Source organism: Mycobacterium sp. NGS26 (genome assembly GCF_059813025.1).
Window position 1 is genome coordinate 375,143 of sequence record NZ_JCALDU010000005.1, and the last position, 14,058, is coordinate 389,200.

Annotated in this window: 12 protein-coding genes and 1 pseudogene; 8 read left to right on the forward strand and 5 right to left on the reverse strand. The window is 65.9% G+C overall.

Features of this window, described 5'->3' with window-relative positions:
- Window positions 1–8: 8 nt before the first annotated feature.
- Window positions 9–1,556, reverse strand: coding sequence for a PPE family protein (locus AC5Y6X_RS18755; protein ID WP_499988290.1), 1,548 nt, complete (start codon window positions 1,554–1,556; stop codon window positions 9–11).
- A gap of 153 nt (window positions 1,557–1,709) precedes the next feature.
- Between AC5Y6X_RS18755 and AC5Y6X_RS18760 the strand changes: the two are divergent.
- Window positions 1,710–2,318, forward strand: a pseudogene (locus AC5Y6X_RS18760) (DUF2275 domain-containing protein); the annotation flags it as partial.
- A 195-nt stretch (window positions 2,319–2,513) separates the two neighbouring features.
- Entirely contained in the window at window positions 2,514–3,068 is a 555-nt protein-coding gene (gene sigC, locus AC5Y6X_RS18765; protein WP_499988435.1) for an RNA polymerase sigma factor SigC, read from the forward strand.
- Here the strand turns inward: sigC and AC5Y6X_RS18770 are convergent.
- Genes AC5Y6X_RS18770 through dprE2 form a run of 4 tightly spaced genes read right to left on the reverse strand, consistent with a single transcriptional unit; the run spans window position 3,065 to window position 6,454 of the window.
- Window positions 3,065–3,796 (reverse strand): cobalt-precorrin-6A reductase, encoded by a 732-nt coding sequence (locus AC5Y6X_RS18770; protein WP_499988292.1) that lies wholly within the window; start codon window positions 3,794–3,796, stop codon window positions 3,065–3,067. The genes sigC and AC5Y6X_RS18770 overlap by 4 nt on opposite strands.
- The gene (gene cobM / locus AC5Y6X_RS18775) at window positions 3,796–4,551 is read right to left on the reverse strand and encodes a precorrin-4 C(11)-methyltransferase (RefSeq protein WP_499988294.1); all 756 of its coding nucleotides are present in this window, start codon (window positions 4,549–4,551) and stop codon (window positions 3,796–3,798) included. Before cobM ends, AC5Y6X_RS18770 begins: the two co-directional genes overlap by 1 nt.
- Window positions 4,548–5,708 carry a precorrin-6y C5,15-methyltransferase (decarboxylating) subunit CbiE gene (cbiE, locus tag AC5Y6X_RS18780; RefSeq protein WP_499988295.1) on the reverse strand — a complete coding sequence of 387 codons (1,161 nt, stop codon included), beginning with the start codon at window positions 5,706–5,708 and terminating at the stop codon, window positions 4,548–4,550. Before cbiE ends, cobM begins: the two co-directional genes overlap by 4 nt.
- Entirely contained in the window at window positions 5,705–6,454 is a 750-nt protein-coding gene (dprE2, locus tag AC5Y6X_RS18785; RefSeq protein ID WP_499988297.1) for a decaprenylphospho-beta-D-erythro-pentofuranosid-2-ulose 2-reductase, read from the reverse strand. Before dprE2 ends, cbiE begins: the two co-directional genes overlap by 4 nt.
- 35 nt (window positions 6,455–6,489) lie before the next feature.
- Between dprE2 and AC5Y6X_RS18790 the strand changes: the two genes are divergently transcribed.
- The 6 genes from AC5Y6X_RS18790 (at window position 6,490) to AC5Y6X_RS18815 (ending at window position 14,034) form a co-directional block, all read left to right on the forward strand.
- Window positions 6,490–6,900, forward strand: coding sequence for a F420-dependent biliverdin reductase (locus AC5Y6X_RS18790; protein ID WP_324677330.1), 411 nt, complete (start codon window positions 6,490–6,492; stop codon window positions 6,898–6,900).
- 152 nt (window positions 6,901–7,052) lie between these two features.
- The gene (locus tag AC5Y6X_RS18795; RefSeq protein WP_499988299.1) at window positions 7,053–8,621 is read left to right on the forward strand and encodes a putative alpha/beta hydrolase; all 1,569 of its coding nucleotides are present in this window, start codon (window positions 7,053–7,055) and stop codon (window positions 8,619–8,621) included.
- An 846-nt stretch (window positions 8,622–9,467) separates the two neighbouring features.
- Complete coding sequence (locus AC5Y6X_RS18800; RefSeq protein WP_499988302.1) at window positions 9,468–10,415, forward strand: hypothetical protein; 948 nt, start codon at window positions 9,468–9,470, stop codon at window positions 10,413–10,415.
- A 250-nt stretch (window positions 10,416–10,665) separates the two neighbouring features.
- The gene (locus AC5Y6X_RS18805) at window positions 10,666–11,106 is read left to right on the forward strand and encodes a hypothetical protein (protein WP_499988303.1); all 441 of its coding nucleotides are present in this window, start codon (window positions 10,666–10,668) and stop codon (window positions 11,104–11,106) included.
- 223 nt (window positions 11,107–11,329) lie between these two features.
- Complete coding sequence (locus AC5Y6X_RS18810) at window positions 11,330–11,827, forward strand: hypothetical protein (protein WP_499988305.1); 498 nt, start codon at window positions 11,330–11,332, stop codon at window positions 11,825–11,827.
- A complete protein-coding gene (locus tag AC5Y6X_RS18815) occupies window positions 11,824–14,034 on the forward strand; it encodes a DUF5631 domain-containing protein (protein WP_499988306.1) in 2,211 nt (736 codons plus the stop codon). The genes AC5Y6X_RS18810 and AC5Y6X_RS18815 overlap by 4 nt, the downstream gene beginning before the upstream one ends.
- Window positions 14,035–14,058 lie beyond the last annotated feature (24 nt).

The window sequence follows — 14,058 nt, forward strand, 5'->3', positions numbered from 1 at the left end:
GCCGCGGTTTAGTCCCGGTCCCAGCTGCGCGGCACCATGGGCAGGGTCGGACGTTCGCCCAGCCCGTCGCCGGCCAGGGAGATCAGCCCGGCGGGCCCGGGATCGCCGGATTTGGCTGCGGCACCGGCGAATCCGAGCGATCCGGCCCCCTGCTCGGAGGTGTGCACGGGGTCCGGTTCGTGTAGTTCCATGAATTCGTAGCGGTGCGCGCGATCCTTGGCCGTGGCGCGCCGACGGGCCCGGGCCCGGTCTTTGTCCGCCGCCGCGGCCGCGGCGGGCGCGTCGACGTCGTCGGGCGCCGGCTCCTCGGACTTGCGACGTGCCCGGCTGCTCGCGCTGGAATGCGCCGACGATCCCGTCAGGCCCACGGCATACAGCGAGTCGGAGATGCCCGCGCCGATTCCCGCGCCGACTCCGTCGGTGGCCGTCGGACCGAAGCCGACGCCCGGACCGCCGCCGACCGGTCCGCCACCCGACGCCGTGGCCACACTTGGCGCCGGGCTGGAAGCCGTGGCGCTGCTCGCATTCGCCGGGGTACTGGCGGACATTGTCGGCGTCGGAGCCGGCGTGGTGGCCATCGGCGCCGGCGGTGCCGTTGCCAACGGCACGCTTACCGCCGGCGCGGCGGCGGCGGCGCTCACAGCACCGGCGACAGCTGCGGCCACGCCTGCGGCAGCGGCGGCGGAAACAGCCGCGATCATGACCGGAGCAAGCATTACTCCCAGCTGAGCCGTTTGTACTAAGGGCCAGACGAGCATCAACGAGTGAAAGATGAACCAACCCAACGCTGTGGCCAGCGCGGGGCTCATGCCGGGAATTTGCATGAAGAAGGAGGACACCGCGTTGGCAAATGGAACCGCGTCAATTGGCCAGCCGTTGGGGTATATCTCCTTCCCGAGCGGCCAGAGGACGTTTTGGGTGAAGTCCGAAAGTTGCTTCGCTAGCTCGTCCTGCCACGAGGTGGCGGTAGGAGTCTCGGAAGCGGTATTCGCTGCCGCTGCCTGAACCTCGCCGCCCGGGGCCACGATCTGCGGCGCGGGCGTGGTCGCCGGAACCGCGGCGAGTGCGGATTCGCTGACGGCCTGGTAGGTGCTCATCGTCGTGGCTGCCTGCACCCACATGCGCGCGTAGTCGGCCTCGTTCACGGCGATCGGGATGGTGTTGACGCCAAAGAAATTGGTGGCGACGAGGGCGGCGTGGGTGGCGTGGTTTGCCGCGAGCTCGGCGAGCGTCGGCATGGTGGCCAGCGCGGTGGTGTAGGCGGTGGCCGCCGTCGTGTGCAATGTGGCCGCGGCCGAGCTCTTGGTGGCGCTTTCGAGCAGCCAGCTCAGGTAGGGGGCATGCGCCGCCACGTACCGTTCGGCGCTGGGGCCGTCCCAGGCGCCGCCCTGCACGGCGCCCAGTAGCGCGGTGAGTTCGTCTGCCGCAGCTGCATATTCGGTGCCCAGCGCCGACCACGCCGCCGCAGCGGCGAGCAGCGGCCCGGGTCCCGGGCCGCTGCTGAGCAATGTCGAATGCACCTCCGGCGGAAAGGCGATCCAGATCGGGGCGGTCATCGTCGGCGGCCGTCGAGCGGGGACACGGATACCTCTTCGGTTCTCAAGGGGCTGTTGCTTGCCTCCAGTGGTCGGTTTGCGGAGCGGTTTGGTTCCCCGCTTCCTTTGCGCGCGGCCTTTGCGCGCGGCCCGGGCATGCGCAACGATGCAGAGATGCGGTGTGACGTTGCACGTGAGGCGCTTTCCGCGCGATTGGACGGCGAGCGGCCCCAAGTGCTCGCGCAGCAGGTGGACGCCCATCTTCAGTCGTGCCGGAGTTGCCGGACATGGCTGATCGGCGCGGCCGTGCAGACCCGGCGGCTGGCCTCGATGGAGCCCGGCGACGCGCCGGACCTGGTCGACAAGATTCTGGCCAGCGCCGCCGAATCCGGTACCTATCGCCGCGGGATGCGCTGGTTGCGATCGCACTATCGGCGGTGGGGCCTGATCGGCGTTGGCGCGTTCCAGGTGGCGATCGCCGCGGCGCAAATCAGTGGAACCGATTTCGGCATGGTGGCGGCTCACATGCACGGCGCGATGTCCGGCGAGCATCTGATGCACGAGTCCACCGCGTGGCTGCTGGCGTTGGGCCTGGCGATGATGGCCGCCGGCATCTGGCCCGTCACCGCGATCGGCGTCGCGGCGATCACCGGTGTGTATTCGGTCGCGCTGTTGGGCTACGTCGTCGTCGACGCGTTCAACGGCGAGGTGACCGCGGCGCGCATCGCCAGCCACGTGCCCTTGTTGCTGGGTCTGGTGTTCACGCTGCTGGTGGCGCGCGAGCGTGCCGGCTCGCACGGATCGCGCCGGCGCGACACCGATGGCTCCGATGCTTCGGCCGATCGCCCCCGCGCCGCGTCGAACGCCGTCCGGCGGCGCGGGCACCTGTGGCCGATCAACCGGTCGTCGCATCCGGGCTCAGGGCCTACGACAATCCGTCGTAGACTGACCGCGCCCGCGCAACTAAGGTGGTTGGCCATGACCGCGTCAAGCGACGACGAGGCCGTTACCGAACTCGCTTTGGCAGCCGCACGGGGGAATGCGCGGGCGCTCGAGGCGTTCATCAAGGCCACCCAGCAAGACGTGTGGCGCTTCGTGGCCTACCTGTCCGACGCGGGCAGCGCCGACGATCTGACCCAGGAAACGTACCTGCGGGCGATCAGCGCCATCGAACGATTTTCCGCGCGCTCCACGGCCCGAACCTGGTTGCTGGCCATCGCGCGTCGGGTGGTGGCCGATCACATCCGCCACGTCCAAGCGCGGCCCCGCACCGCTCCCGGCGCCGATCCCGAGCAGGTGCTCACCGGCGATCGCCACGCCCGCGGATTCGAAGACCTGGTGGAGGTGACGACGATGATCGCCGGCCTGACCACCGAACAACGGGAAGCCCTGTTGCTCACCCAGCTGCTGGGGCTGCCCTACGCCGACGCCGCGGCGGTCTGCGGTTGCCCGGTTGGCACCATCCGGTCCCGGGTTGCCCGCGCCCGCGATGCGCTGCTCGCCGACACCGAGCGCGACGACCTGACCGGTTAGTCCTTAGTCAGCTCGGCGACCCAGTCGGCCGCCTCTTGCACGGTGCCCACCGCTCGGACGCCGTCCGGCAGCGGCGGGCGGGCCACCATCACCACCGGAATGCCCAGGGCGGCAGCGGCATCCAGCTTCGCGCGGGTCATGTCGCCGCCGCTGTTCTTGGTGACCAGCGCGTCGATGCGGTGCTCGCGCATGATGGCGAGTTCGTCGTCGTATCGGTAGGGGCCGCGGGACAGCAGCAGCTCGTGGTGGCGCGGCAGCGCGGCCGCGTCCGCTTCGGTGACTGTGCGGATGAGGAACCACGCGTCGCTGTTCGCGAAGGCGTTGACGCCGGACCGGCCGGTGGTCAGGAATATGCGCGAATATTGTTGTTGATCGATGGTTTTCGCGGCTTCGGTGTCGGACTGTACGACTGTTGCGGCGCCGGGATCCCACGCCGGGCGGGCCAGCACGAGGTGGGGTATCTGTGTTTGCGCACATGCTTCGGCGGCGTGCGCGGTCATCGTCGCCGCGAACGGGTGGGTGGCGTCGACGACGGCGCCGATGCGCTCCTCCTGTAGCCAGCGCCGCAGCCCGTCGACGCCGCCGAATCCGCCGATGCGCACCGGCCCCACCGGCAGCGCCGGCTCCGGCACCCGGCCGGCCAGCGAGCTGACGATGTCGACCCGCGGGTGCAGGATTTTGGCCAGGGCGCGGGCCTCGGCGGTGCCGCCGAGCAACAACACCCGCATCAGTGTGCGCCTTTGGCGCGGCGCGCTTTTGAGTAGAGGTAGCTGTCGGTGAATCCCTCGGCGGCCAGCACGTCGCCGACGATGATCACCGCGGTCTTGGTGACGTCGGCGTCGTGCATCTGTGCGGCGATGCTTTCGAGCGTGCCGCGCAGCACGATCTCTCGCGGCCAGCTCGCGAAAGCCACCACCGCGGTGGGGGTTTCGGGTGGGTAGCCGCCTTCGAGTAGTTGCGGGACGATGTTGTCGATCTGGGCCGCGGCCAGGTGCAGCACGAGGGCGCCGCCGGACCGGGCGAGGTTTTGCAGGTCTTCTCCTTGCGGCATCGGTGTCGACAGCGTGGCGATTCGGGTCAACGTCACGGTCTGCGCCACCCCCGGGACGGTGAGCTCGCGCTTCAGGGCGGCGGCGGCCGCGGCGAAAGCCGGTACACCCGGGACGATTTCGTAGCCGATGCCCAGCGCGTCGAGCCGGCGGCACTGCTCGGCCAGCGCGCTGTAGAGCGAGGGGTCACCGGAGTGCAGCCGCGCCACGTCGTGGCCGGCGGCGTCGGCGTTCTGGAGTTCGGCGATGATCTGGTCGAGCGTGAGCGGGCCGGTGTCGATGATCTTCGCGTCGGGCGGGCACAGGGCCAGCAGGTCGTCGGGCATGATCGAACCCGCGTAGAGGCACGTCTTGCAGCGTTGGAGCAGTCGTTGGCCGCGCACGGTGATCAGGTCGGCGGCACCGGGCCCGGCGCCGATGAAGTACACCGTCACTTTGTCACCGACCACTGCGTGACCGGGCGCTGTGGTCGCCAGCCGGTGAAGCCGCCCAGCGGCTCGCCCTGATAGTGCTGGAATTTTCGCAGTTGTCCGCCGAGGCGTGAATGTGCCTGCAGCAGAACGGCTTCGGACTCGGTGGTGACGGTGTTGGCGACCAGCCGTCCGCCGGTGGGCAGGTGGTCGAGGCAGGCGTCCAGGAGGCCCGGCCGGGTCAGGCCGCCGCCGATGAAGAGCACGGACGGCGGTGGGGCGCCGTCGAACGCATCGGGGGCCTCGCCGCGCACGTCGATGTCCAGGCCCGCGGAGTTGAACCCGATGTTGTTGCGGCGGCGCTCGTCGCGTTCGAAAGCCACTGCGCTGCAGCCTCGGTGGCTTCGGCACCACTCGACCGCGATGCTGCCCGATCCCGCACCCACGTCCCAGAGCCGCTCCCCCGGCCGCGGCTGCAGCGCCGCCAACGTCACCGCCCGGATTCCGTATTTGGTGATCTGCCCGTCGTGGACGAAGGCATCGTCGGACAGCGGCGACATGCGCTCGTCGGGCAGGTAGCGGACGGCGATGACGTTGAGGTCGTCGACGTCGGCGGGCGCGTCGTGGGCCCATTGGTGCGCGGTGGCGTCGCGGCGCCGTTCGCTTGGGCCGCCGAGTTGCTCGAGGACGGTGAGGTGGGAGTCCCCGCGGCCGTGTTCGGTGAGCAGTGCCGCCAGTTCCTTGGGTGTGGATCCGTTCTGCGACAGCACGATCGCCTGGCCGCCGCGGCGCACCGCGGCGCGCGGCGGGGCGGCGACGAGGCTGATCACTTCGGTGTCGTGGACGTTCCAGCCCATCCGCGCGCAGGCCAGCGTCACGCAAGACACGTGCGGCAGGACCCGTATCTTTTCTGCGCCGTAGAGGCGGATCAGGGTGCCGCCGATGCCGTGCATCAGCGGGTCGCCGCTGGCGACGATGTGGACGTCGTCGTCGACGGGGAGCGCCTGCAGGGCGGGCAGCATCGGCGAGGGCCACTCCCGGCGGTCGGCGCGAAGCGTGTCGTCGAGCAGGGCGAGTTGTCGTTTCGCGCCGTAAATCACTGTTGCCCTTCGTAATTCGGCGAGTGATGCTTCGCCAAGCCCCGCCATGCCGTCGGCGCCGATGCCGACCACGGTGATCATCGCGGCATCCTGCGCCAGATGGATTGCGGGAGTAGCCGCATGACGGCGGAGGCGGGTCTCAGCGCCCAGGGTATCCAGACCGTCCTTTTGCCCTTGGCCAGCGCACGCGCGGTGGCCGCGGCGACTCGCTGCGGGGTGCTGGACAGCGGTGCGGGCGTCATGCCCTCCGTCATGCGTCCGATCACAAAACCCGGGCGCGCGATCAGCAGTTTGACGCCGCTGCCGTGCAGGGCGTCGGCCAACCCGCTGGCGAAGCCGTCCAGCCCGGCCTTGGCCGAGCCGTAGACGTAGTTGGCGCGACGCACCCGCGCGCCCGCGATCGAGGAGAACACCACCAGTGACCCCTTGCCGGCCGTACGCATCGCGGTCGCCAGGTGGGTGAGCATGCTGACCTGGGCGACGTAGTCGGTGTGCACGATGGAGATCGCGTGGGCTGCGTCGGCCTCGGCGCGGGCCTGGTCGCCGAGGATGCCGAAGGCCAGCACCGCGACGCCGATGGGGCCATGATCAGCGACGATCGAAGCGACCAGCGGGCCGTGAGAGGCCAGGTCGTCGGCGTCGAACTCCCTGGTGTGCACCGCCTCGGCCCCGGCTTCTTTCAGCGCGGCGACCTGCTCGTCCAGGCGGTCGGCATTCCGCGCGGCCAGGATCACCGTCGCCCCTTTGGCCAGGAGTCGCGCGAGTTCGATGCCGATCTCGCTGCGGCCGCCCAGAATTAGTACCGGACCTGCGCCCGTGTCATCCACGGCTGCGATTATCACCTGCGCTAGCGTGAGCGGTGATGACGAACACCACCACGCGGCTCACCGACGACGCCTTGGCGTTTCTCTCCGAGCGTCATCTGGCCATGCTGACCACGCTGCGTGCCGACAATTCGCCGCATGTGGTGGCCGTCGGTTTCACCTTCGACCCCAAGACGCATATCGCGCGGGTCATCACCACCGGCGGGTCGCAGAAGGCCATCAACGCCGATCGTGCCGGGATGGCCGTGCTCAGTCAGGTCGACGGAGCCCGGTGGCTGTCGCTGGAGGGCCGGTCCAAGGTCAACAGCGACGTCGACGCCGTGCGCGACGCCGAGCTGCGCTATGCCCAGCGCTATCGCACCCCACGTCCCAACCCGCGCCGGGTGGTCATCGAAGTCCAGGTGGAACGGGTGCTGGGGTCGTCGGATCTGCTCGACCGCAGCGAGTAGCTCTTTGGGTGGTCGGGCCCGATTTTGCGGGGGCAACACTGAATTGACCAGCATCATTTGCCCTGGTTAGCCTCACCACCAAGACAAGCGAGGCGCACGGTAGGCAGTTCGAACATGGATGAGCGCGGTGCCGAGAAGCCCAAGGCGGTGCGATGAAGCTGGGCTACATAAGCGTCGCGGCGCTGATCGCCGAGGCCGGTGGGGATCCCTGGGCGATCAACCAAAGCCTGCAAGCCGGCCGTCCCGCGCAGGTTTCCGATCTGGCCGAGGCCTTTCACGCCGCGGGCCGATGCACCGCCGAGTCCAGCAACGCCTTCGACGAGGCCCGTCGCCGCTTTGAGGCGTCGTGGAATCGGGACAACGGCGAGAACCCGATCAACGACTCCGCCGAAGTGCAACGGGTGACCGCGTCGCTGGGGGCCCAGTCGCTACAGCTGCCCAAGATCGGCGTCGACCTGGAAAACATCGCCGCCACCCTTGCCGAAGCGCAGCGAATGAGCGCTGGGGTGATCTCGACCCTGGAGGGCCAACTCCAGCAGCTCGACAATGAAATCGGCCAAGCGGTAGAACAGGAGAGAGATATCCGTCTCAGTGCGGCCGACATAACCGCGCTCGATGCGCTGATCTCTCATCTCGAGCAACAAGCCATCGATGACACCAAATCAGCGCTGGGCCAAGTTCAGTCAATACGCAACGGTTACTCCGACTGCCTACAAGGCTCGCTGAATTCCTTGCGCAACGAAGGCTATGACCCCGGCGTGATTCAGCCTGTGGACGCGCATGGAATGCCGTCGAAGGCCGAACCCGAGGCCAACCGACAGCAAAACCAGATCGATGCGTTCGCAAAGGTTTTCGGCCGACCACCGAGTTCCTCGGCCGACTGGGAGACCGCCGCGGCTCTGGATCCACATAGCTACGACCCGAAGAACGGCGGCGTGCCTCCTAGCATCGTTGTCGGGCGAATCAAGCCAGTGCCTGGCCAGGGCGTGGTACGTACAAACCTGTTCATCCCCGGCCGAGCAGTTTGGGACCCCCAGGTCGATTTGCCGCCGTACCACGACAATTTGGGTGATAACCGAGGTTTCTCTCCCACAGCCGGTCCCGAGGCGTCGCGGGTGTCAATATTTGTCGATTACGAGAACGGCATCATTGTCGCCCGACAGAATCCTTCGGTCGACGCGACGACCGGACAGATTCGGGCCGGCACACCCACCATCTCAGCGGTCCAACAAAGTAACGGCTCGGTCCTGGTCAAGTACAGCGCCGCCGACCCGTTCTCACCCGGGGGCGAAGGTCTCGCCAAGGCGACGTCGTTCGACGTGAATGGGACTATCGCGATTGAGCCGACGCCTGGAGGCCCCCGGGTCGGTGGAACGGCGACGAATTTCCCGGCAATCGAGATCTACAGTGACCGGGCAGGAAGGACGACGCCGCTCGTTCAATCGTGGCCTCTTGTCGAGGCCCGGGCCGCCGGGCCCGCAACGGGGCTCTGGTGGCACAAGCCGATTGGAGACGCGAGCATTGAACTGGGCTTTAACGATCAATATCCGGCTCCGAGGATTCCCGCCCCCCACGCAGGACAGGTGCCGCACGTAGCGCCTATTGCCCCACCGCTTGTGGCGAGCCCACCGGGGACGTATCCCCTCGGGCCCGTGGATCATCCGCCTGAAATCGGAGTGCACGATCCCGTCGTCATGCTGCCGCCATTGCCGGCGAGATGAGAAAGGGCAAGTGGAGTCACATGAAAGAGCCAATCGATTGGATACGTGCGGTGTTTTCCGGCGCAATCTTTGGTGGACTTCTGTGGGCAATCATGGTGAAGGTGTTGTCCGTACTAACGCACGGCGAAATATCGACTCGCTACCTTTACGTGTTTCTCTCCTCAGCCTCCCTTGGTGTCCTTCTGCTCGGAGTAGTTTTTTACTTTTGTACGCGAACTTCATTTTGGCGCAGTACGGCGATCGGAGTTGTCTTGGCTCCCCTGACAGGATGGTCGATCCTGCTGTTCGTTACGCTGACCATCGTCCTTCCGATGCACAGGACGCACTAACGTGGCCTCTTCAGAATATGTAAGTCCGTTCGACCAGGCCCGGAGCCGACCGGTGCAACTCGTCGCTGGCCTATTTGTCGGTGTAATGTCGACGATGCTGACCTTCGGTTTCCTTTGGTTCTTCGCTCCAATATTTCCTCTCTTGCTTTGCGGGGTGACGATGATCTTCCGACGGACGACCGCGTTCTCAGTCGGTGCCTTCGCTGCCTTTTTTGGCGTCTCTATTTTTGTGGCTCTATTTGCGATCCTGTATTGGGTATAGATGTGGCGAGCAGCTACACCGTTGAGCCAGACGTGTCCCCTCAGCCGCCTTGGTGCTACATGCCCAGCGTTATCGCCAACTGAAGCTTGGTGGTGAGCCGCGTGGGACCACCAAATGCCTGGTCGCCGCAAACCTGAATAACTTGAACACCGTATCGGCGATACCATCGGCTGATACCGGAGACGGCTCAGCAAGACGCCACGACGTGGACATGCCCACGTTGCTGAAGCAGACCATACTGCGCGGGAGGACTAGATGGCTGGGGGCGACGACCAACTACGAATAATCCTTGACCGACTCGCGCAGTTGAGTGATTCGCCGCCACCGCCAGGAATCACGCCCGATCCGCTGGCGCCGGGCCCCTCGATGATCAGCCAGCTACTGAAAGTGCTTGGTATAGCTTCCAATAGCGGCGATCCCGCCGACATCAGCGCGGCGCTGGCAGGATATGACGAACGCAGCCTGAAAACCGGTGACGCACTTACGAAATTCCCTGCCAACGAAGCAGACTCGTCGGCGAAGATGGCCGGTGTCGGCGGTCAAGACCAGATGTCACAGATGCTGCAGCAGATTCCGCAGATGGCGTCTGGGCTTGCCGGCGGCCTCTCGGGTGCCCTCGGCGGCCTCATGCAACCGCTGGGCCAGATCTCGCAGCAGGTCGCTCAGATCGGCCAGCAAGTGATGCAAGCGGGTATGGGAGGACTGCAACACGCGGCCGGAGCAGCGGCAGGGACGGGCGAGGCCATCCCTGGTGAATTGCTCGGAGCTACCGGTTCCGCGGGTGAGCTTGGCGGTGGTGGCGGCGGTTTAGGCGGCGGCCTTGGCGCCACCACGCCGACTGCGATGCTCGGGCCGCTTCCCGCCCCATCCGCGGGTACAGAGCCTGCGTCGGCGCACATCGCTTCGCCACCGCCTTCCAATCCGTCGACGCCGCCCGCCGGGCCGAGGGGTGCGATGGGTGCGATGCCGATGGTGCCGCCGGGCGCCATGCACGGCGCGGCCGGGGCGGGCAGTGATGCGAAGCCCGACACCAAACGCGTCGTCGCGCCGTCGGTGAAGAACGGTGCCCCCGTGCAGGGGCGCATCACCACGCCACCGCCGACACCGGAGGTGACCAAACGGGTTGAGGGCAAACCGATTGCGAGTCGGCGGATTCTGCTGCCCGATCACAAACGCGACGAGGACACGGACTCAAGCCGGTAGCCACAGTCGCTGCTGGGACGTTCATTACGACCGGCTGCGCGTCAGAGCCACTGTGAAGGAATGAGTTTCGGCTGCTTCTCTTGGCTGCCGGTTTATCTCGACCGTGTCAGAACGGCAGCCCTTTGCTGTTGGACGATACGATCAGAGCGTGCCGGACCTGCCACCATCCCAAACTGTGCCGCCTGTCCCGCCCCCTTGGCCACCTGCAATGCCGGTCCCACGCACGCGGCAGTGGCCCATCCTCGCCCTATTGATTGGCGCTCTGCTGATAACACTCGGCGTAGCAATCGTCGGCTGGTTTCGGCCTCTACCAACCAAGCCACCGCCCGCACCTACGTACACTGACCAGCAGGCCGCCGATGCTAAAGCCAAAGTGTGCGCAGCGTATGACAAAGTCCACGGCGCAATCAAAGCGAGCTCAGCACGAGACGAGGGCACCGACCCGACTTCCCAACTGGCGTTCGCTTTGAATGGGCGACAAGCACTTCTTGCCGCCAGCGAATATCTTCGGACTGTGCTTTCCGCTGAACCGGCAGCGCCGAATGAACTCTCGACGACGATCCGAAAACTCACGGATGTGTTCCAGGAACTTGTAGTCGACTACCTGAATGGCTGGAACGAATCTCAAATGGCGTCGCCTTTACAAGCAGGAAATGACGCGACATTAACAATTGAAAGACTCTGCAAATAAGCCTGCTCACTTGCTAATTGATGCTGGTGAAGCTGTGTGAAGCCCAGAGCAATATGATATCTCCATCGATTACCGGCAGCCGAATTTCGATTGGCGATATTTGTTCGCCAATAGTGAGTGACTAGCACACTCGCCTGAGGGCGATACCATTGGCTCTGTGTCGCAGCTGCCTCCTATGCCACCTTCTCCTCTGCCACCTCCTTCTTGGCCGCCTGGGCCGCCAATGGCACCCACGCGTCGCCCGTCGTGGCCTGCGATTGCCGCCCTGCTGATCGCGTTGGCAGCGCTGGGTGTCGCGATAGGCGCCTGGTTCCATCCTGCGCAGGACCACAAACCCACTTCTCCACCACCCGCGGTGACATACAGCCAGCAGCAAGTCGCCGACGCCAAGTCAAGTGTGTGCGCCGCCTATGAGCAAGTACGGAAAGCAGGCGATATGGCGGGTACGCGATCTGGTGGTTCAGACCCGACGGCAATACTGACGGTGGCCACGAGCACGCGGCAAGTGCTCGATGTAGGGAGCCGCTACCTCAGTACGAAACTGGCCAAGGAGCCAGCAACGCCGCCTGATCTCGCGGCAGCGGTTCGAAAGCTGGCTGAGGTCTATCAAGAAATGACGATTGATTACCTGGACGGCCTTTCTAATTCCGACCCGCAACTAGGTCCGCTACTCCAGGCGGGAGATGAAGCCCATTCAACAATTGAAAGTCTGTGCAAATGATTTTCCCACCTGGCGAATGGTCATTCTTGCTTGTCGGCGATCAATGGCCTGATGACCAAGACCTGATGGCGCTTTCCCATGGAAAGATGAATCGCGGACAGATCAAAACTGGATTCGTGCATTTTGCAGATATGCTGCGCAATGCGCAAACCGGGCCGCTTGCCGAGCAGCAGGGTTACACAGCTGACGATCTCCGCGATGTTTTCCGCCAGGGTGAGGTGCAAGCGCGTCGGGTTGCTGAAAAGAACGGGGTTAAGCAGAGCGCTTATGACTCTGCCTACGACAGCATGCAAAGCCTCCAGCACGATCTGACGGCTTTGGCCGACGAAGGCAACCAACGGATCAAAGAGATCCAAGACTCGAAAGAGCCCGTGGAAGCCAAGGTTCCGCAGATTGTGGCCGCGATAAACCAGTATCGCGCGCTGGCCAATATCGCAGCAGCGAAATACAGCGGCAACGTATTCGATGCGATGCAGCGGATCTTGGACGAAGAAGCGCCCGGGCAGTCAGCCCGTCAGTTCGCGCAAACTCACGGCCTCGATGTCGGGCAAATGTTTCGACAATCCCAGGGCGAGAACGAACTGACTGACCGCGTGCGTACGATGTTGCAGAATTCCACCAGTTCAACCGCGGGAATTTCCAATAACGCTGGAACACAACAAGGACTCACCAACCTCGCACCGTCTCAAGCTCCTTCAACTCAAGCGCCTCCGGCACAAGAAATCCCTTCTTCTGGCCCACTGGCCTTCACTAACACTGCCGTCGCACCACCAGGACCACCTGCGCCAAGACAGCCGACGGGCTCGCCGATGAGCTTTACCCAAACCGGTGGCGTCCCGCCAACACCAGTTCCTGCGTCGACTCCGGCATCAGCATCGCCACCCGTTACGCTCACTGGCCACGGCGCTTCGATCCCAACTGCAGGCCTGTCAACGCCTGGCACCGGTTCGATGCCTTCCGCTGGTATCGGGCCTCTAACCGGCGGCACACCACTCGCGCCGACCAGCCCTGTCCAAGGCGTGACGCCGAGCGAACTGATGCAAAGCTTCGACAAGGGATTGCAGACAGGCGCACCGTTCTCGAATGCAGCCGGTGCGATACCGCCGGCCCAGATGGCGCCGACCGACCCGACGGCCGCGACGAACCCGTCGGCGGGCGCGGGCGCACCGGTGGTCAACGCGCCGGTGTTTGACTCGCCGCCGCCGGTCGCGCACGCGCCGACGGCCGACGCAACCCCCGCACCGCAGGTGGTGGCAGGGCCGGCGGCCACATCTGGACCGGTCGCGGCGACGCCCCCGCCGTCGGGCCCACTACCGGCATACGCCTCCGACCTGCGACCGACGATCTCGGCGGCCACGACACCCGCCGCACCGCCAACCCCTCCCCCGTCGACGATGCCGGCGTCGGCGCCGGTCCACCCGTCGGCCGGGCAGAGCAGCCCGGCTCAACCCACGGTCGTGCGTCGAGAGGCCCCGCCGGTGCCGCCGTCGTCACCGTCAAGCCTGGGAACCCAAGCCGTCACGGCGACTGCCACCGGCGCGGTGGCCGGCGCGGCATCGGCGGACGCGACGGCGCGTGCGCGGCTGCAGCGTCTGGTATTTGCGGTGGCCCGCCAACAACCGCGGCTGGCCTGGGCGGCAGGGGATCGTCCAGATGACACCACCGTGCTGGCGACCGATCTCGCGAGCGGCTGGATACCGCCGGGCATCGACCTCCCCGCCGCGGTCAAATTGCTGCCCCCGGAGCGACGCCGAGGCGATCTGGCATCCCTCCTCGGCGAAGTCAGCGTCGCCGCCGCCTATACCCCCATCCACCACATCCCCGAGGATGACGAGCCGGTCGCCACGTCACCGCGGCCCCGGCGTGTACCCGACATCGAGGAGCTCGGCTGGGAACTCAATCAGGCGACCCAGTGGCGCGACGGACTGCCGCGGCTTGCCCACACACTGGCCAAAGCCGCATCGGCCGGTACCGGCGTGCTGGACAAGGAAGTCGACCAACTGCGCGAACACCTGACCGCAATCACAGCCCGCGTCCTCGACAGCTATCCCGACAACGTGGATTCCAACGACGTTGGCAACTGGCAGCTGCTGGCCGCCATTGACGCGCTGGTGGCCGGCGACAAGACCGCCGCGAATTATCACCTCGCCTGGTTCAAGGCCTGCAGCACAACGGCAACCGGACAAGCCCCGCCAAGGGTGAATTGACGAGCAAATCAGCGGTAGTAATGT